The following is an 18,318-nucleotide window of genomic DNA, read 5'->3' as shown; positions in this document are numbered from 1 at the left end:
GTACGGCACCTCTTTCAGGCGGCCTGCAGACGCTTGCAGGCCGCCTGAAGGTTTCTTGGAGGCCCGCCGACCAGAGTTGGCACCAACGAACACCACGAACCAAGTCCTGGGGGATCCACAATGAACCGCTCGCTCATCCTCGTCTCCGCCGCCGCAGCCCTCGCTCTGGCCGCCTGCACGTCCACTCCGGACAGCAACTCCGCGCCGGCGCCCACGACCTCCACCTCGTCCACCACTCCGGTGGTCACCGAGGTCGTCACGCAGACGGTGACCAACCCGCCCGCGCCGGATGCCGTGACGAAGGTCGACGGCCGCATCGGCTACGGCGCGACGAAGCTGGGCATGACGCTCGACGAGGCCCGCGCCGCCGGTCTGACCAAGCTGACGTGGGAGGGCTCCGTCGACGCCGGCTGCGCTGCCGACGACAAGATCGCGGTCTCGAAGAAGTACGGCATCGAGCGCATCACGCTTCCCAAGGACGCCAAGACGTCCAAGGGCATCGGTGTCGGCTCGACCTTCGCCGAGGTCAAGAAGGCCTACCCGGATGCCTCCGAGTACCGCGCGGGCTGGTCGGCGAGCATCGACACCAACGCCCACTACGCGTTCCTCGGCGAACCGGGCAGCGACGCGAACAAGGTCGTGGCGATCAAGATCGGCGCGAGCAACGTCGAGTGCTCGATGGCGAACCTCTGACAGCCGGCCGAAAAATCTTGAGATGTGATGTCGAGAAGCTCCGAACGGCTTCGTCCCCGTGGTGAAAGCGGCCAGGATGGGTCGCAACAGCACCGAGGGAGACACCCGAGATGGCCAAGTACCTGCTGCTCAAGCACTACCGCGGCGCCCCGGCACCCGTGAACAACGTGCCGATGGACCAGTGGACCCAGGAAGAGATCTCGGCCCACATCCAGTACATGAACGACTTCGCCGACAAGCTCAAGGACACCGGCGAGTTCGTCGACGGTCAGGCGCTCGAGATGGAAGGTGCGTGGGTCCGGTACGACGGTGAGGGCAAGCCGCCGGTCACCGACGGGCCGTTCGCGGAGACGAAGGACCTCATCGCCGGGTGGATGATCATCGACGTCGACGGCTTCGACCGCGCGGTCGAACTGGCGGGGGAGCTGTCGGCGGCGCCGGGCAAGGACGGCAAGCCGATCCACGAGTGGCTCGAGGTCCGTCCGTTCTACGGCAACGCGCCGACGATCACGGAGTGACGTGGAAGAAGCACTGATCAGAAGCCTCACACCGGCTGTGCTCGGGATCCTCGTCCGCCGCGGAGCAGACTTCGCGGCGGCCGAGGATGCCGTGCAGGACGCGCTGATCGAGGCGATCCGGGTGTGGCCGCAGGACCCACCGCGTGATCCGAAGGGCTGGCTCGTCACGGCGGCGTGGCGCAAGTTCATCGACGCCACGCGAGCGGAAACGGCCAGGAGACGTCGCGAGGAGCACACCGAGCCGGAAACCGGGCCCGTCCCGAACACCGACGACACGCTCCAGCTCTACTTCCTGTGCGCGCACCCGAAACTGACGCCGTCGTCGGCCGTCGCGCTCACCCTCAGAGCGGTCGGGGGGCTGAGCACCCGCCAGATCGCCCAGGCCTACCTCGTGCCGGAAGCGACGATGGCCCAGCGCATCAGCCGCGCCAAGAAGACGGTCGGCGACGTGCGGTTCGACCAGCCCGGCGACGTCGCGACCGTGCTGCGCGTCCTCTACCTGGTCTTCAACGAGGGCTACTCCGGCGACGTCGACCTCGCCGCGGAGGCGATCAGGCTCACCCGGCAGCTTTCGACCGCCATCGACCATCCCGAGGTGGCCGGTCTCCTCGCTCTGATGCTGCTGCACCACGCGCGGCGTGCCAGCAGGACCACGCCCGACGGCAGCCTCGTCGCGCTCGCCGACCAGGACCGCTCGAAGTGGGACACCGGGCTGATCGCCGAAGGTGTCGAGATCCTCCAGGCGGCGCTCGCGAAGGACCAGCTCGGTGAGTTCCAGGCCCAGGCGGCCATCGCGGCCCTGCACGCCGACGCGCAGAGGGCGGAGGAGACCGACTGGGTGCAGATCGTCGAGTGGTACGACGAACTCAGCCAGCTCACCGGCAGCCCGATCGTGAGGCTCAACCGCGCGGTGGCCGTCGCGGAGGCGGACGGTCCGCGCGCCGGCCTCAAAGCACTCTCGGAACTGGACGCCGAACTACCCCGCTACACCGCTGTGGCCGCATACCTCCACGAGCGCGACGGCGACGAGCAAACGGCCGCCGGGCTCTACGTCGAGGCGGCCGGGAAAGCGTCGAACCTCGCCGAACGGGAATACCTCACGCGTCAGGCGGCCCGGCTCAACCGAAAAGGCCCGCCGCACCCGTGAAGGTGAGGCGGCCCGCATTTCAGGCACTCGAGTGTGCGAAGGAAAAATCAGAGAGCGCCACCCGCGGCGGTCGGCGCATTGGAGTCGGAACCGTCGTCGCCCACGGTTTCGCGGGTGAGGAACGTCTCCACGTAGAACATGTTGCCGTCTGCACGGTCCATGATCGTGAGCAGCGTCTTCATCGAGGAGACCTCCTCGACCTGCTCTTTCAGGAACCACTGCATGAACTGCTCGCCGATGTAGTCGCTCTCCTCGCGAGCGGCCCTGGCGAGCGCGACGATCTGGTCGGTGACCTGCTGCTCCTGGCGCAGGGCGAGGTCGACGAGGTCGCGCGGCGACTTGAACTCGTTGATCGGCGTCTCGGTGCCGGGAACGACGACCGCGATGTCGTTGTCCATCAGGAACTTGATGATCATCATCGCGTGGTTGCGCTCTTCGAGAGCCTGCTTGTAGAAGTGCGACGCGAGGCGCGGGAGGTCCTCGTTGTCGAACCACACGGCGAGGGCGATGTACTGCTGTGAAGCCGAGAACTCGTTTCCCACCTGGGTCTGCAGGAGCTCGTGGAACTTCGACTTCTTCAGGGCAATCTTCTTCACGTTCGAGGCCATGCGGAGTACGTTAGCCCAGAACGGTGATCTTCGCATTCCAGGAAAAGCTAACCTTTGTTTGGAAAGGTGAACCAAACAAAGGTTAGGCGTTCCTAACGGTCACACCAATGGGGCGCGGTCAATCGGGCACGACATGCAGCGGGGCCCACCGCGGCCGGAGCCCAGTTCCGAACCGGCGATCCGCAGCACCTCGATGCCGTTGGCCTCCAGGCGCTCGTTCGTCTCGACGTTGCGCTCGTACGCCACGACGAGACCGGGACCGACCGCCAGCGTGTTGTTGCCGTCGTCCCACTGCTCGCGCTCGGCGGTGACCGGGTCGAGGCCCGTGTCGATCACCCGCAGTCGTTCGATGCCCATCGCCTCGGCCGCCGCCTCCAGGAACGGCACCGGGCCGTCGACGCGCACGCCGCCGTCGTCGTCCAGGCGCACCGGGAACGCGGACAGGTTGTCGCTGATCGCCGGGTACATCACCACGGCGTCGCGGTCGACCATCGTGCAGACGGTGTCGAGGTGCATCGTGGCGCGTTCCTGCGCGATCGGCACCGCCAGCACCGTGTGCGCGAGACCGTCGGCCAGAGCCGAACGCGCGAACGACTCCGCGCCCGCCGGGGTCGTGCGCTCGCCGACGCCGATGGCGATCACGCCAGGTGCCAGCAGCAGCACGTCGCCGCCCTCCAGCGGGGCCGAGTGGGCGCCGTACGCGCGGCCCGTGCGGCGGAACCGCGGGTGGTAGGCGTAGATCAGGTCCGTGAGGGTCGTCTCGCGGTCGCGGGCGGGCAGCGCGAGCGACGTGATGGCAACGCGGTCGCCGACCCACACCGACGAGTCGCGGGTGAAGAGCAGGTTCGGCAGCGGGTCGACGGCGAAGTCGATCGGCAGGTGCATCTTGCGCACCAGCGACGCACCCTCGGCGGCCGGCAGCTCCTCGAACGTCATGCCGGTCATCAACGCCTGCGCCAGCTGCGGGGCGGGCAGCGAGGTGAGGTGGCTGCGCAACGCGTCGGCCAGGTCGATGCCGAGCCGGCGCTCGTTGACCGCGCTGTGGATGCCCGCGATGCGCGCCCGGTTGTCCTCCAGCGCCTGCGTCAGCACGTCCGCCAGCAGCAGGACTTCGACACCTCGGGCGGTCAGCGTCGCGGCGAACGCGTCGTGCTCCTCCTGGGCGCGGCCGACCCAGGGCACGCCGTCGAAGAGCAACTGGTCGTTGTTGCGCGGGGTGAGCCTCTTGAGCTCGTTGCCCGGCCGGTGCAGCAGCACCGTGCGCAACGGGCCGACCTCGCTGTCCACGCGGGGCGCGGCGTCCGGGATTGCTTCCGTCTCAGCGATCGTGTGCGCAGTCACCGGACGAGCGTAACCCTGAACAGCACAAATCGCCGCTGCTGAGCTCAGAATCGCAACGAATGGTGCGGAATATTCGAATCTGCGGTCGAATCATTAAGGCAACCAGCTCACTTTACCCCTCAACATTGTGTAGCCGATGAAGGCGACAACATCGAGGATGGTGTGGGCGATCACCAACGGCCACAAACGCCTGGTCCGCTGCCAGTAGAAACCGAACACCAGGCCCATGACCAGGTTGCCGACGAACCCGCCGAAGCCCTGGTAGAGGTGGTACGACCCGCGCAGCACGGCCGCCGCGAGCAGCGCCGTGTACTTCCGCCACCCGAGCTGCTCCAGCCGCGTGATCAGGTACCCGACGACGAGCACCTCCTCCGCCCACGCGTTGCCGGCGGCGGCGAGGATCAACGCCAGGCTCATCCACCACTGGTTGTCCAAAGTGGATGGCTGCACGGCGAGGTTCAGGCCGAGCGCCCACGCGGCGAAGTAGAACGCGAGACCGGGGATGCCGATGACCGCGGCCAGCCCCACCGCGCCGAGTGAGTCCGCGAGCTTGCGCGTCCCGTCGAGGCCGATCACCCGCAGCTTGATGCCGGTGCGCCACAACAGGTACAGGCCGATGCCGCCCCACGCGGCGAGCTGCAGCACGCTGAGCAGCTGGGCCACGAGGTCCAGCAGGTCCGCGCGAGCCTGCGGGACGTTGATCGCGACCGACTGCTGGTTCAGCGGGGTCGGCTGCAGCAGGCTGTCGATCAACCGCACGAGGCTGCGCAGACCGGACAGGCCGAGCGTCATGCTGAAGACGATCAGCAGCTCGAGCTCGTAACCGCGCTTCTCGTCGTCAGCAATGAGATCCGGCACCCGCGCAACGCTACCGCTGGGACAGGAACGGACAGCCCATCAGGCGCCGCAGCTCCGCGGCGAGTTCCGCCGGCGTGCTGACCGGCTTGGAGAACGCGATCCGCACGTCGTGGTCCTCGCACTCGGCCTCGACCCGCAGCCGCAGCCCGAACCGGTCGAGCCCGAGCGGCCGCACGTGGCCGTCGCGCAGCTCCTCCGGAAGGTGGCGGGCCAGCTGGCCGACGACGTCGCGGTGCGCGGCCTCCAGGTGTCGCAGCCAGTGGTCCTCGTTGCGGCAGAACGGGTCCGGCGTCGCGCTCGCGAACTGCTCGGGCCGGATCGACGACGTGCCCTCGGCGTCCGCGATCACCATCGACGCGGGTGTGAGCCTCAGCACGGAGGCACCGTGGCCCGCGTCCAGCAGCCGGTGGTCGGGCCGCGCGTCGGCGACCGCGAGGATCTCGTCGCGCGCCTCCTGGCCGTCCAGCGCGGTCACCCATCCGGTCAGCCACAGCAGGCCGCGGACGGGTTCGCGCAACGGCACCGGAGCCTGGTCGGCGATCTCGAGCATCGCCGTCACCTCCGTGCGCGGGGTCTGCCAGAGCTGCCCGACCAGCGGGTGTTCGTCGGCGAGCAGCAAGATCGTCGTGCCGCTCGGGTGCACGTGGTGGAACAACGGGCTGGTGCGGGATCCCGCCTGAGGAAGCAGGGCGGCGTGACCACCGCGAGCCGCGATCGTGCGAGCGCGCTCGGCGGCGTGCGGCGCCGGTGGGCGCCTGGTCTGGGTGTCGGTCACCGCTGCACCTCCTCGAAGGTTAGGCGAGCCTAACTTAGCGCCGCTCGTCCTGGGAAGGTCACCTGTACGGTTGACACGTGGTCGTGCCCAACAAGCCTTCCACCGAGGTGACGGCGTTGGACGATCGGTGGACGCGGCACTGTGTCGACCGATCGAGTCGTCGTGCCCTGATGTGGACGGTTCTCGCCGCGTCGGCCTTCGTTCTCCAGTTCGTGCTGGTACTTGTGTGGTCATGGTCATCTCCGGTGGCGCTGCTCCTGCTCTTCTTCGCCGCGGCTGTGCTCTGGAGGGTGACCCGTCGCCGTCCGGTGCGTTTACCGGAGGGTGAACCGTGGCATTTCGCCCATGTGCAGTGGGAAGGAGGGCGTCTCGTCGTGTTGTCTTCGCCGCCGCTTCTGTTGACCTTGCGCGTAGGGCCTGTCCTCCGCGGACGCATCGCTCGCCATCGGCGCGTGTGGTTCGTGCCGCCGGACTCGGCCGGGAACACCGTGGTCACGTTTCGCGGGGTACCGCAGCTGATTCCGGCGCGAGTGCAGAGATGATCCCCAAAACAGGCATCGAGAACTGGACCGAGACCTGCCTGGCGCGGGCGGACCGGCGCGCGGTCGGGCACATCCTGTTCGCCGTCGTCGCGTTCGGCGGCGTGCTGATGATCCACTGGCTGTGGCTCACCGTGCTGGCCGTACCGGTGGCGCTGGAGCTGGCCGCGCCGGGGTTGCGGCACTTCTTCACGCGCCGCAGGACCCTGCAGCTGCTCGAGCGGTTCCCGTTCCGGCAGGTGTCGGCGAGCTTCGTGCCCGGCCGGCGGATCGGGCGGCAGGCGTACCTGAAGGTGCACGACTCGGAGAAGAACCTGCGGCTGCCCGAGCTGCCGGAACGCGCGCGCGTGCTGGTGCGGCACACCGGCCGGCTGTGGATCGCCGGTCCTGACGAACGCGGACGGCTCGTGGCGATGACGCGCGGGCTGGCGTTCTTGGTGCCCGGACGGGTCGTGGACCGCTAACGGCCCGTTGCGATGCCTTCGGACTCCGCCCACTGAGTGAGGTCGTCCTTGCGCAGTGCGGCCGCCAGCAGTTCGGGGAACTTGTCCGGCGTGCAGGCGAACGCGGGTGCGCCGAGGGCGTGCAGCTTGGCCGCGAGCTCGTGGTCGTAGGCCGGGGTGCCGGAGTCGCTGAGCGCCAACAGGTTCACGACCGTGACGCCACTCGCGACCAGTTCGCGGACCCTTCTCTGCAGCTCGGCCTCCGAACCGCCCTCGTACAGGTCGCTGATGATCACGATGACCGTGTCGGTGGGCCTGCGGACCAGGGTCTGCGCGTAGGCGACCGCGCGGTTGATGTCCGTACCGCCACCGAGGTGGGCGCTGAAGAGGAGATCCACGGGGTCGCTGAGCTGGTCGGTCAGGTCCGCGATCTCGGTGTCGAACACGACGAGCTTGGTGGAGATCGAGCGGATGGACGCCAGCGCCGAGCCGAGAACCGCCGCGTGCACCAGCGAGTCCGCCATCGAGCCGGACTGGTCAACGAGCAGGATCACGTCCCGCATCGCCGCCGTGCGGCTGCGCCTGCGGTGGCCGATGAGGTCCTCGACGATGACGGTTTTGTGCTGCGGCTGGTAGTTCTTGAGGTTCGCCTTGATCGTGGTCGCCCAGTCGACGTCCTGCAGCTGCGGCCGGTGGGTGCGCTTGGAGCGGTCGACGGCGCCTCTCACCGCCTCGACGAGCCGGTCCGTCAGGCGCTTCTCAATGTCCTCGACCACCTTGCGCACCACCGCTTTCGCGGTGTCGCGGGTGCGGGCGGGGATGGCGCGGGAGAGCTGCAACAGGGTGCTGACGAGGTTGACGTCCGGTTCGACCGACTGCAGCAGTTCGGGTTCGAGGAGCAGCTGCTTGAGACCGAGCTTCTCGACCGCGTCCCGTTGCATGACCTGGACGACGGACGTGGGGAAGTACTTGCGGACGTCGCCGAGCCACCGGTGCAGCTGCGGAGAGCTGGCGCCCAGCCCCGCACCCCGGTCGCCGCCACCGCCGTAGAGACCCGTGAGCGCGCCGTCACGCCGTTGGTCGTCATCGCCGAGCTGCGCCACGTCCTCCGCGCTGGGGCCTAAGAGCAGCCGCCAGCGCCTTAGGCGTTCTTCGCTCATTTGAGGGCCGCCGCCACTTCTTCGGCCGCACGCATGACGTGCGGACCGACCACGTCCGCGTCGAGCTTCTCCAGGGCGACAACGCCAACGGACGCGCGCAGGCCCGGGACACCCCGGACCGGCACCGCGACGCCGTACGCGTTGGGCTGCAGCTCGCCCGTGGAGACGACCCAGCTGTCCACGGGCTGCGAGATGGCCCTGCCGGCCGCCCCGCGGTGCACCGGGTGGCGCGAACCCACCCGGTACGCCACGTGGAAGGCGGTCCACGACGGTTCGACGACGGCGACGGCCTGGGCCTCCGTGCCGTCCGCGACGGTGAGGTGCGCGGTGGCGCCGACCTTCTCCGCGAGCTCGCGCAGAGCCGGGTTCGCCGCCATCCGGAGCTGGGGCAGGACGTTGGACGCGAGTCGCAGCACGCCGAGGCCGAGCCGGACCTTCGAGCCCTCCCGGCGCACGAGACCGCGCGCCTGCAGCGGCACGAGAAGCCGGTAGACGGCGGCCCTGGACGCACCGATGGCCGTGGCGAGCTCCGAGATCGACGGCGCCTCGGACTCCGCCTCAGCGACCGCCTGGAGCAGCGCCAGACCCCTTTCCAGGGTCAGCGAGCTCTCCTTCGTCGCTCCGACCATCACGCGCTCCGAACTGTTCCCACCACCTCGGCGAGACCCACCACGGAACCCTTCTCACCGGGAGCGGTCGCGGTCAGCCTGACCGTGTCACCGTCCTCCAGGAAGGACCTCGTGGAGCCGTCGTCGAGCTTGAACGGTTCCTTGCCGCCCCAGCTGAGCTCGAGGAACGAGCCGCGCTCGTCCTTCTCCGGTCCCGAGACCGTGCCCGAGGCGAACAGATCACCTGGGCGAACGGTAGCCCCGTTGACCGTCATGTGCGCCAGCTGTTGCACAAATGACCACGACATCTCCCGGAACGGAGGCCTCGCGACGATGGTGTCGTTCAGCTCGACCGTGATCGTGATGTCCAGGCCCCACGGCTGATCCGTGGTCAGGTAGTCGTGCAGCTTGTTCGGCAGCGGCGGCGTCGGGACGCGTGCGACCGAGAACGCTTCCAGCGGGGTGATCCAGGCGCCGATCGACGTGGCGAACGACTTGGCCAGGAACGGGCCGAGCGGCTGGTACTCCCACGCCTGGATGTCGCGCGCGGACCAGTCGTTGACCAGCGCGACGCCGAAGACGTGTTCGGCGGCCCTGCTCGTGGACACGTTGGCCGCGGGCGGACCGCCGCAGACGAACCCGACCTCGGCCTCGATGTCGAGACGCTCGGACGGCCCGAACTTGGGGCCCTCGCTGGACCGGCGCTGGCCGTTCGGGCGGACGATGTCCGTGCCCGAGACGTACACCGTTCCCGCGCGGCCGTGGTAGCCGATCGGGAGGTGCGTCCAGTTCGGGGTGAGCGCGTCGCCGTCGGGGCGGAACATCTTCCCGACGTTCTCCGCGTGGTGCTTGCTCGAGTAGAAGTCCACGTAGTCGCCCACGGTGAACGGCAGCTTCGCCGACTCGATGCTCGTGAGCTCGGCACCCTTCGGCGCGGACGTCGCCGTGACGATGTCCTTGAGCTTCGCGCGCAGGACGCTCCAGACCGGCCGGCCCGCTTTGAGCAGCGGGTCGAGCGAGTCCGTTTGCACGTACTCGCTGCACTTGCCCAGCGCGAGGCTCTTGAGGAGCAACGCCTGGTCGCCGACGCGGACGGCCACGCCCCCGTCGACGACGCCGTAGGGGAGGGTCTGCGGTCCGAACGGCTGGTCCTCGGTGAAGTTCGGGTCGCTGATCCAGCTCACCAAGTCCTCCGGAGCGGTTCGAGTGCGGAGCTCGCAGGCCTGCGGAACACAGGCGTGGTCATCGTGTCTCCATGGATGGGCTGATCGTCGTGCGGCTGAACCGCACGGTCGGGTGTGTGGTCTCCCGAGAGCCGGACGGTCGCTGGCCGAGCTGCCGCACCCGGCACGACCGGGACCACAACGCGGCCCAGAACATCCTTGCGGCTGGTCGAGCCGTAGCCCGGGACACGTCGGGCGATGCCCGCGGAGCTGATGTCAGACGGCAAGGGTCCTCCCTTCCGCGATCGGCGATGAAACAGGAAATCCGCGCCGTGAGGCACAGCGCGTGAGCGCTACCCGCCCGACGGCGGGTGGGACTCCCCGCCTTCGGGGCGGGGACCAGGTCACAGAAGTCCAAGCCCCTCGAGGTCGGCGATCGGTTCGGAGAGCGAGCACGAGCCGTAGCTCGCGAAGACACCGCGGACGGCGTGCGCGGCCTGGTCGCTGAGCGCCTTGGCCTCGGCGGTGAGCGCCTCGGCGTCGGTGCTCGCCAGTGCCTCGCGGACGTCGCGGCCGCTCAGGGATCTCGCCGTGGCGACGAGGAGGTTCAGGAAGCCGTGGTGGGTGAAGTTCTGTTCGTCGGTGTAGCGGACGGCCTTGTGCAGGCCCGCGGTCGCCTTGAACGCGACGCCGCCACCGCTGACGACGGACAGGAAGTCCGCGACCTCGTCGACACTGGGGAAGTTCTCGGTGCTGAGCCCACCGCAGCGCAGCTTGGGCCAGCTGCCGTGCTCGATCACCCTGCGGACGCCGTCGAGCCACTCGGGGCCGCCGCGGCGGGGTTCCACGACTCGGATGACGTCCTCGGGCACGAACTCGGACACGCGCTCGAGCCACACCTCGTCCACATCGGACGGTGCGGGCATCTCGACCATGCGCAGGGCCAGGAGCTCACTTCGGCTCTCGACGATGGACACGGCCTTCGGCACGCCGCCGAGACCCGTGTCGATCACGAGGCTCAGTGCGATCGGCTTCGGGGGCTTGACCTTGATCAGCTCGGTGATCAACTCGGCGAGACGGGACGCCGGGCACAGGAAAAGTCCCATGACACCGGACCACTCGCCGACTCTCCCGTCGAGGTGACCGCGCACCGCGTCGGGCATCGACGCGTTCCCCGGAGGGAACAGCGCGGCATCGTCCACAAGCCTCGCGAGCAGGGGCGGAGTACCGCGCGGACCGGGCGCACGGAGTTCGACAGCGCTTGACACGGCTGACACGCTAGCTGGGTATCGGTAAGTGAACAAAGATGTCCGATAGTCGAACGCCCCAAGAACGGTTCCGGAGACGTCATGGCCTACTACCGCCAGGTGGGGGAGATCCCCCGAAAGCGCCACACCCAGTTCCGCAAACCGGACGGTGGGCTTTACGCGGAAGAGCTGATGGGCGTCGAGGGGTTCTCGGCTGATTCGGCCCTGCTCTACCACCGGTACCTGCCGACGGCGATCGTGAACGCGGAGACGCTGAAGGACGAGCGCGGGACGGTCTCGCCGAACCTGCCGCTGAAGCCCCGGCACTTCAAGACGACCGACCTGACCTGGGCTTCCGACGAGGTCGACGCGGTCACCGGCCGGCGGAAGCTGTTCGGGAACCCGGACGTGACCATTGCCTTTGTAGTCGCCTCCGCGCCTTCTCCGTTGTACCGCAACGCTTTCGGTGACGAGCTGCTGTACGTGCAGGGTGGCTCCGGCGTGATCGAGACGATCTACGGGGCGTTGACGGTCGGTGACGGCGACTACGTCGTGATCCCGACCTCGTGCACTTATCGGGTGGTGCCCTCGTCGCCGATGTCGTTGCTGGTGCTGGAGGCGACCGGGCACATCGGCCCGCCCAAGCGCTACCTGTCCGCGAAGGGCCAGTTCCTGGAGCACTCGCCGTACTGCGAGCGCGACATCCGCGGGCCCGAGGCGCCGTTGCTCGTCGAGGGCACCGATGTCGACGTGATCGTGCGGCACCGTGCGGGATTGACCAAGTTCACCTACGCGAACCACCCGTTCGACGTCGTCGGCTGGGACGGCCACCTGTACCCGTGGGCGTTCAACATCCGCGACTTCGAACCGATCACCGGCCGCGTGCACCAGCCGCCGCCCGTGCACCAGACGTTCGAGGGCCCGAACTTCGTGGTGTGCTCGTTCTGCCCGCGCAAGGTCGACTACCACCCGCTGGCCGTGCCGGTGCCGTACAACCACGCGAACGTCGACTCCGACGAGCTGATGTTCTACGTGGGCGGCAACTACGAGGCGCGCAAGGGCTCGGGGATCGGCATCGGCTCGATGTCGCTGCACCCGTCGGGCTGCACGCACGGCCCGCAACCCGGTGCGGTCGAGGCGTCGCTGGGCGTCGACTACTTCGACGAGACCGCGGTCATGGTGGACACCTTCCGCCCGCTGGAACTGGGCGAGGGCGCGGAGGCCTGTGAGGACCCGGCATACGCGTGGACGTGGGCCCGCCGAGGTCCGGCCTGATTTTCTGTCGGGGGTCCTCGCTAGTTTGGTTCTGTGAGGACACGAGCCGTTCCGATGCGCTGGCAGGGCCTGGGCAAGGCCCTGCCGGTGCTCTGGGGCCTCTACACGGGTTCGGGCTCGGTGCCGTACCGCGTGTGCGTCGACCTGGCCGCCGGCTCCGCGAAGTGCACGTGCCCTTCCCGCAAGTTCCCGTGCAAGCACGCCGTCTCGTTGCAAGAGCTCGACATCCCGGACGCCCTGCCGCCGGACTGGGTGGAGGAGTGGACCACCCGCCGGGCCGCGCGCGAGCTCGACTCGTCGCCCGAGGCCGTGGCGCGTCGTCTGCGGGCGCGGGAGAAGACGGCTGATCGCAGGGCCGCCGCAATGTCCTCGGGCATCGACGGCCTGCGCGACTGGCTGCTGGACGTGGCCTCCGCCGGCGTCGCCTCCCTGCCCGGCCGCCCCGCGTCCTGGTGGCAGGCGTTCGTGGCCCGCATGATCGACGCCCAGGTCCCCGGCGTGGCCGCGGCGGTGAGTGAGATCCAGGAGATCGTCGCCCGCTCCGGCCCCCGCTGGACCTCCGACGTCGCCGACCGCCTCGGCGGCCTGCACCTGCTCTGCTTCGTCCAGCCGCGCTCCCGCCTGGGCGTGACCGTCCCGGAGGAGACCGTCCGGGCCACCCCCGGTGTGTCAGACCGCTGGGTGGCCCTGTTGCGCCTGGAAACCGACGACGGCCGGGTCCGCACCGTCCGCCAGTGGTGCTGGGGCCGCCAGACCGGCCGCTGGGTGGTCGCCATCCGCCACTCGGCCGTGGGCGCCCCCGTCCCGTTGCTCCCGCACGGCCAGGAGTCCTCGGCCCTCGTCCATCCCTATCCGGGCTCCGACCGCGTCGCCCTCGGCGAACTGTCCGGCTCCTGCACGCCGGACCCGGTGCCGGCTCCCGCGTCGTGGCGGTCCTCGCTGGCCTCCCTGGAACCGATGCTGATGGCCGACCCGTGGCAACGCCTGTTCCCACTTGGCTGCGCCGCGGTCCGTCTGTGCGGCACGTCGCTGGTCGACACGTCCGGCTTCGGCCTCCCGGTCCGCGACGACGGCGGCCTCGACATGGCACTGGCCCTCACCGGTGGCGCGCCCTTCGACGCGTGGGGCCTCTGGGACGGCCACGCCCTCCGTCTGGGCGCCGTGGCCCTCGACGGCGGCCTGGAGGTGGTCGCGTGACCACGACGCCTCCACGTCCCGCTCAGAGCCCCGAATCCCGCATGCCCCCACCGGCCCTGAAGGCCGAGTGGTCCAAGACCGTCCAAGCTCTCCTGATCGGCACCGCGAGAGGCGGCGGCGACCCGGCCGATCTGCTGGCCGACTGCGCCGCACTGGGCGTGGCCGCGTTCGGCGCCGCTCTCCCGCAGGAGATCGCGGCCGAACCGCTCCCGCCCGCCCCGCCCGAAACTGCGGGCCTCCCGCGCCCCGCGGCCCGCGCGGTCCTCGAAGCGATCATGAGCCTCGACGACGAGGTCCTCCTCACCGAGTGGTGCGCGCTGGCCAAGGCCAACACCGTCGTGGCCGACCACCGCATGCTCCCGTCCCTGCTGGCTCTCGGCACCGCCCGGCCAGGCCTGAGGGCGGCGGTCGTCGAGGTCCTGGGCACCCGCGGCCGCTGGCTGGCCGGAACCCGCCAGGGCTGGTCGTGGGCCTCGGGCACGGCTCCGCTGGTCGACGAGGTTCCGCTGGCCGAGATCCTCGACCTCCCCAGCGCCCAACGGGTCCGGGCGCTGCGCCGCAAACGCCGGTCCGACCCGGAGGCGGTGAACGCCTTCATCGCCGCGGAGTTCGAGGCCTCCCGCCGCTCGGCCGACCGCCAGGTCCTCGTCAGCGCCCTCGAAACGGACCTGGGCCCGGCCGACGAGGCTCTCCTGGAAGCAGCACTGGACGACCGTGCCGCGGCCGTGCACGACGAGGCACTCCGCCTGCTCCGCAAGCTCCCGGCCTCAGCACTGGCGGCGCGTGCCGCCGACCGCCTCGGCCGAGGCCTGCAGCGAGTAGAAGACGGCTTCGAGGTGAAGGCCGGCGAGCTCTGGTCCGCTCAGCCCGATGCCGACGAGCAGCGCGACCTCATGCGCGACGGCTCCGAGAAGGGTGTGGCCGGCCGCATCCGGGCGGCCGCGGCCAGCGTGGCGCCGTCGTACTGGACCGCACGCCTCGAGACCGACGACCGAGGTGCCGCCAAGGTCCTGCGAAAAGGTCCCTGGGCCGGCGCGCTCCTGCGTGGCGTCGCCGACCAGCTGGCCGCCGCCACTGATCCGCGCCCGTGGGCGGTGGCGGCAGCCGAGACCCTCACCGGCATGGAACAGCTCGAAATGCTGGCCGCCCTCCCCGCCTCGGTCGCGGAGCAGGCGGTCGTGGCCGTGTCCGTGAACTGGCACTACGACCTCCTCGACCACGCCTGCGCCCAGCTCCCGGCGCCGTGGTCCCCGGAGACCACCCGAGCCCTCCTGCACCGCTATGCCGCCCTGCCGGATCCGCGCTGGCGTTCGGGCCGCCCGCCGGCCGTGCTGCTGGCGCGAGGCAACGCCGACCTGCTCGGCGCCAACTGGGAGGGCCTGACCCGCCGCTGGCCCGAGAACTCCCTGGAGCTGGAAGTCCTCCGTCTCCGCATCCGGCTGCGCGAGTCGTTCGCCCCACCCGCCGACGACCCTGCGTGACCCGGCACACTTCGAAGCAAGGCAACGCATCCAGGAGGCTCCAGTGACCGCCGTGCTCAGGCCGACGGCCGAACAGCAGTACGCCGCCGAGCTGGCAGCCGTCGCGGCCCAGGACGACCGCCAGCGGCCGCCCAACTGGAACCTGTCGCCGCAGGCCGTCGTCACCTACGTCCTGGGTGGAACGCTGCCCGACGGCACCGTCATCAGCCCCAAGTACGTGGGCGCCCGCAGGCTCGTCGAGGTCGCGGTCGGCACCCTCGTCACGGACCGCGCGCTGCTGCTCGTCGGCGTCCCGGGCACGGCGAAGTCGTGGCTGTCCGAACACCTCGCCGCGGCCATCAGCGGCGACTCCACGCTCGTCGTCCAGGGAACGGCCGGCACGAGCGAGGACCAGGTCCGCTACGGCTGGAACTACGCCCGTCTCATCGCCGAGGGTCCGAGCGAGAAGGCGATCGTGCCCAGCCCGGTCCTCAAGGCCATGCAGAGCGGCGCGATCGTCCGGGTCGAAGAGCTGACGCGCATGCCGTCCGAGGTCCAGGACTCGTTCATCACCATCCTGAGCGAGAAGTCGCTGCCCGTCCCGGAGCTCAACACGCAGGTCCAGGCAGTGCCGGGCTTCACGGTCATCGCCACGGCCAACGACCGCGACCGCGGCGTCAACCAGATGTCGTCAGCACTCGCACGGCGCTTCAACACCGTCGTGCTGCCGCCGCCCGCGACCGAGGACGCCGAGGTCGAGATCGTCATCACCCGCGCCCAGCAGCTCGGCAAAGCACTCCAGCTGCCCGCCGAACCGCCGGCGCTGGACGAGGTGCGCAGGGTCGTGCGGATCTTCCGGGAGCTGCGCAACGGTTCCACTGTGGACGGCCGCACGCAGCTGAAGAAGCCCAGCGGCAGCCTGTCCACGGCCGAGGCCATCTCGGTGATCGCGAACGGCATGGCGCTCGCCGGCCACTTCGGTGACGGCACGCTCGGCGCGGACGAGTTGGCGAGCGGGCTCATCGGCTCGATCATCAAGGACCGCGTGTCGGACGCGACCGTGTGGCAGGAGTACCTGGAGACCGTGCTGAAGGAGCGCGCTGAGTGGCGTGACCTCTACCGGGCCTGCCTGGACGCCAGCGGTGAGTGAGCCGGTCCTCCTCGGCATCCGGCACCACGGCCCCGGCTCGGCCCGGATGGTCAAGCGAGCGCTCGAAGAAACGAGACCGGCGCTCATCCTGATCGAAGGTCCACCAGAGGCCGACGCACTCCTCGAACACGTCCACGCCCTCACCCCGCCCGTCGCGATCCTGCTCCACGACGAGGCCGAGCCGGAGAACGCCGCCTTCTGGCCGTTCGCCGAGTTCTCCCCGGAATGGCAGGCCCTTCGCTTCGCCGACGAAAACGGCACACCGGCACGTTTTTTCGACCTGCCGGCCGCGAGCTCGATCGGCGACGACGGCCCGAGCGGCAACGTCGACCCGATCGGCCTGCTGGCCGAGGCCGCGGGTTTCGACGACCCGGAACGCTGGTGGGAGGACGTGGTCGAACACAGCGCGAGCAACCCGATCGACCTCGCCAACGCCATCACCGAGGCCATGGTCGCCGTCCGTGCGGAGTTCGAAGAAGAAATAGGCGAACGCACTCTCAGAAGAGAAGCGTTCATGCGTCAGGCGATCCGCAAGGCGCGCAAGGAGACCGACGGCCCGATCGCGGTGGTGTGCGGCGCCTGGCACGTTCCGGCGCTGCTCACCAAGCCGACCGTCGCCGCGGACACCGCGCTGCTCAAAGGCATGCGCCGGCGCAGGATCTCCGGCACCTGGGTCCCGTGGAGCCACGGTCAGCTCGCGGCGGAGTCGGGCTACGGCGCCGGCGTCGACTCCCCTGGCTGGTACGCCCACCTCTGGCAGCACCAGCAGGACGTGGTCCCGCGCTGGTTCGCCAAAGCCGCCGCCGTGCTCAGGGCGGAAGACCTCCCCGCCTCCACCGCGAGTGCCGTGGAAGCCGTCCGGCTGGCGGAAACCCTTGCAGCGCTGAGGGAACGCCCGTCCCCAGGCCTGAGCGAGGTCAACGAGGCGGCCCTCGCGGTCCTCTGCGGCGGCGACGAGATCCCGCTCCAGCTCGTGCACCGCAAGCTGGTCGTGGGCGAACGCCTGGGCGAGGTCGGCGAAGCCGTCCCGCGCTCCCCGCTGGCCGCAGACCTCCAACGCCTGCAACGAAAACTCCGCCTCCCCGCGGACGTCGAGCCCAAGCAGCTCAAGCTGGACCTCCGCAAGGACACAGATCGCGAACGCTCGAAACTCCTGCAGCGGCTGGAAGTCCTCGGCGTCCCGTGGGGCAAGGCGGACCGCTCCAACTCGCTGGGAACGTTCGCCGAGGTCTGGCAGCTCCGCTGGGACCCGATCTTCGCGGTGTCCGTGGCGGTGGCGGCCCGCCACGGCACCACCGTCCACACCGCCGCCGAGACCGTCCTCACTCAGGCGGCACAGGACGCGACCCGAGTGGCCACCGCCGCCACCACCCTCAGCAAGGCGGTCGGCTGCGAGCTCCCGAAAGCGGTCATCGAGTCCCGCAACGCCCTGGACCGGTGCGCCGCCATGGCCACCGACGCGCTGGAGCTCCTCGCCGCACTCCCGGACCTGGCCAGGACGGTCCGCTACGGCTCGGTCCGCGGCACCGACCCGGAACTGCTGCGCGTGGCGCTGCACGGCCTCCTCACCCGAGGCGCGGTCGGCCTCCCGCTCGCCTGCCGCAACATCGACGACGAGACCGCGGAGAACGCACTCCAGATCGTGGACGGCGCCCACGAGGCGACCCGCCTGGCGGCCGACGAGGACCACCAGAAGACCTGGTGGCGAGCCCTGCACGCCCTCGTCAAAGCAGAAGCACACGGGCTCCCGACGGGCAGGGCGACCCGCCTGCTGTGGGAAGCGGGCGAGCTGACCAGCGACGACGTGGAGGCCAGACTGCACCGCTCGGTCGCCACCGCGTTCGTCGCCGGCTTCCTCCGAGGCTCGGCCACCCTGCTCGCCGCCGACCCGAGACTGTTCGGCCTCATCGACGAGTGGCTGAGCGGCCTGCGCGGCGAGGCGTTCGACGACGCCCTGCCGTTGCTCCGCCGCGCCATCACCGACTTCACGCCCGCCGAGCGGCGCCTGCTCGGCGAACGCGTCGTCGCGGGCGAGGCACCCCAGCCCACCAGCGACGGTGACTGGGACCTGGAGATCGCGCAACGCCTCGCCGCCCACGTCCGGAGCCTGCTGGCCTGAGTTTGGCGATCGGTGAA

General features: G+C 69.8%; 18 protein-coding genes. 10 read left to right on the top strand and 8 right to left on the bottom strand.

Features of this window, described 5'->3' with window-relative positions; all coding sequences use genetic code 11:
• The first annotated feature begins 120 nt into the window (after positions 1-120).
• The 3 genes from ABZ345_RS15325 to ABZ345_RS15315 all read left to right on the top strand — a co-directional run bounded on the left by ABZ345_RS15325 (position 121) and on the right by ABZ345_RS15315 (position 2,358).
• Complete coding sequence (locus ABZ345_RS15325) at positions 121-693, top strand: hypothetical protein (protein ID WP_359847867.1); 573 nt, start codon at positions 121-123, stop codon at positions 691-693.
• A gap of 110 nt (positions 694-803) precedes the next feature.
• A complete protein-coding gene (locus ABZ345_RS15320; RefSeq protein ID WP_359847865.1) occupies positions 804-1,211 on the top strand; it encodes a YciI family protein in 408 nt (135 codons plus the stop codon).
• Position 1,212: 1 nt separating this feature from the next.
• The gene (locus tag ABZ345_RS15315; protein WP_359847862.1) at positions 1,213-2,358 is read left to right on the top strand and encodes a DUF6596 domain-containing protein; all 1,146 of its coding nucleotides are present in this window, start codon (positions 1,213-1,215) and stop codon (positions 2,356-2,358) included.
• Positions 2,359-2,405: 47 nt separating this feature from the next.
• Here ABZ345_RS15315 and ABZ345_RS15310 read toward each other — a convergent pair whose 3' ends face one another.
• The 4 genes from ABZ345_RS15310 to ABZ345_RS15295 all read right to left on the bottom strand — a co-directional run bounded on the left by ABZ345_RS15310 (position 2,406) and on the right by ABZ345_RS15295 (position 5,940).
• Complete coding sequence (locus ABZ345_RS15310) at positions 2,406-2,966, bottom strand: ferritin (RefSeq protein WP_359847859.1); 561 nt, start codon at positions 2,964-2,966, stop codon at positions 2,406-2,408.
• 99 nt (positions 2,967-3,065) lie between these two features.
• Positions 3,066-4,253, bottom strand: coding sequence for an arginine deiminase (locus ABZ345_RS15305; protein WP_359848328.1), 1,188 nt, complete (start codon positions 4,251-4,253; stop codon positions 3,066-3,068).
• Positions 4,254-4,400: 147 nt separating this feature from the next.
• Positions 4,401-5,099, bottom strand: a complete 699-nt coding sequence (locus tag ABZ345_RS15300) for a CPBP family intramembrane glutamic endopeptidase (RefSeq protein ID WP_359848325.1) — start codon at positions 5,097-5,099, stop codon at positions 4,401-4,403.
• A 76-nt stretch (positions 5,100-5,175) separates the two neighbouring features.
• Entirely contained in the window at positions 5,176-5,940 is a 765-nt protein-coding gene (locus ABZ345_RS15295) for a DUF2470 domain-containing protein (RefSeq protein WP_359847856.1), read from the bottom strand.
• 77 nt (positions 5,941-6,017) lie between these two features.
• Between ABZ345_RS15295 and ABZ345_RS15290 the strand changes: the two genes are divergently transcribed.
• On the top strand, positions 6,018-6,482 hold the full coding sequence (locus ABZ345_RS15290; protein ID WP_359847854.1) for a hypothetical protein: 465 nt from the start codon (positions 6,018-6,020) through the stop codon (positions 6,480-6,482).
• Entirely contained in the window at positions 6,479-6,943 is a 465-nt protein-coding gene (locus tag ABZ345_RS15285; protein ID WP_359847851.1) for a hypothetical protein, read from the top strand. Before ABZ345_RS15290 ends, ABZ345_RS15285 begins: the two co-directional genes overlap by 4 nt.
• Here the strand turns inward: ABZ345_RS15285 and ABZ345_RS15280 are convergent.
• From ABZ345_RS15280 to ABZ345_RS15265, 4 genes are all read right to left on the bottom strand, one after another.
• A complete protein-coding gene (locus ABZ345_RS15280) occupies positions 6,940-8,082 on the bottom strand; it encodes a VWA domain-containing protein (protein WP_359847848.1) in 1,143 nt (380 codons plus the stop codon). The two genes, ABZ345_RS15285 and ABZ345_RS15280, sit on opposite strands and share 4 nt — an antisense overlap.
• Positions 8,079-8,711 carry a helix-turn-helix domain-containing protein gene (locus ABZ345_RS15275; protein WP_359847845.1) on the bottom strand — a complete coding sequence of 211 codons (633 nt, stop codon included), beginning with the start codon at positions 8,709-8,711 and terminating at the stop codon, positions 8,079-8,081. Before ABZ345_RS15275 ends, ABZ345_RS15280 begins: the two co-directional genes overlap by 4 nt.
• Entirely contained in the window at positions 8,711-9,874 is a 1,164-nt protein-coding gene (locus ABZ345_RS15270; protein WP_359847843.1) for a fumarylacetoacetate hydrolase family protein, read from the bottom strand. The genes ABZ345_RS15275 and ABZ345_RS15270 overlap by 1 nt, the downstream gene beginning before the upstream one ends.
• Before the next feature lie 383 nt (positions 9,875-10,257).
• Positions 10,258-11,121 carry a hypothetical protein gene (locus ABZ345_RS15265; protein ID WP_359847840.1) on the bottom strand — a complete coding sequence of 288 codons (864 nt, stop codon included), beginning with the start codon at positions 11,119-11,121 and terminating at the stop codon, positions 10,258-10,260.
• 81 nt (positions 11,122-11,202) lie between these two features.
• On the opposite strand from ABZ345_RS15265, the gene ABZ345_RS15260 reads away from it, so the two are divergent.
• Genes ABZ345_RS15260 through ABZ345_RS15240 form a run of 5 tightly spaced genes read left to right on the top strand, consistent with a single transcriptional unit; the run spans position 11,203 to position 18,301 of the window.
• Positions 11,203-12,375, top strand: a complete 1,173-nt coding sequence (locus ABZ345_RS15260; protein ID WP_359847838.1) for a homogentisate 1,2-dioxygenase — start codon at positions 11,203-11,205, stop codon at positions 12,373-12,375.
• Positions 12,376-12,408: 33 nt separating this feature from the next.
• Positions 12,409-13,572: an SWIM zinc finger family protein gene (locus ABZ345_RS15255; protein ID WP_359847835.1), complete on the top strand. Its 1,164-nt coding sequence runs from the start codon at positions 12,409-12,411 to the stop codon at positions 13,570-13,572.
• A complete protein-coding gene (locus tag ABZ345_RS15250; protein WP_359847832.1) occupies positions 13,569-15,053 on the top strand; it encodes a DUF5691 domain-containing protein in 1,485 nt (494 codons plus the stop codon). The genes ABZ345_RS15255 and ABZ345_RS15250 overlap by 4 nt, the downstream gene beginning before the upstream one ends.
• Before the next feature lie 43 nt (positions 15,054-15,096).
• Positions 15,097-16,182, top strand: a complete 1,086-nt coding sequence (locus ABZ345_RS15245) for an AAA family ATPase (protein WP_359847829.1) — start codon at positions 15,097-15,099, stop codon at positions 16,180-16,182.
• The gene (locus ABZ345_RS15240; RefSeq protein WP_359847826.1) at positions 16,175-18,301 is read left to right on the top strand and encodes a DUF5682 family protein; all 2,127 of its coding nucleotides are present in this window, start codon (positions 16,175-16,177) and stop codon (positions 18,299-18,301) included. The genes ABZ345_RS15245 and ABZ345_RS15240 overlap by 8 nt, the downstream gene beginning before the upstream one ends.
• Positions 18,302-18,318 lie beyond the last annotated feature (17 nt).

This window comes from Lentzea sp. NPDC005914 (assembly GCF_040629405.1).
In the GTDB taxonomy this organism is placed as follows: Bacteria; Actinomycetota; Actinomycetes; order Mycobacteriales; family Pseudonocardiaceae; genus Lentzea.
The sequence above is the reverse complement of the archived record's forward strand: the minus strand, read 5'-3'. Positions and strand labels throughout refer to the sequence as shown.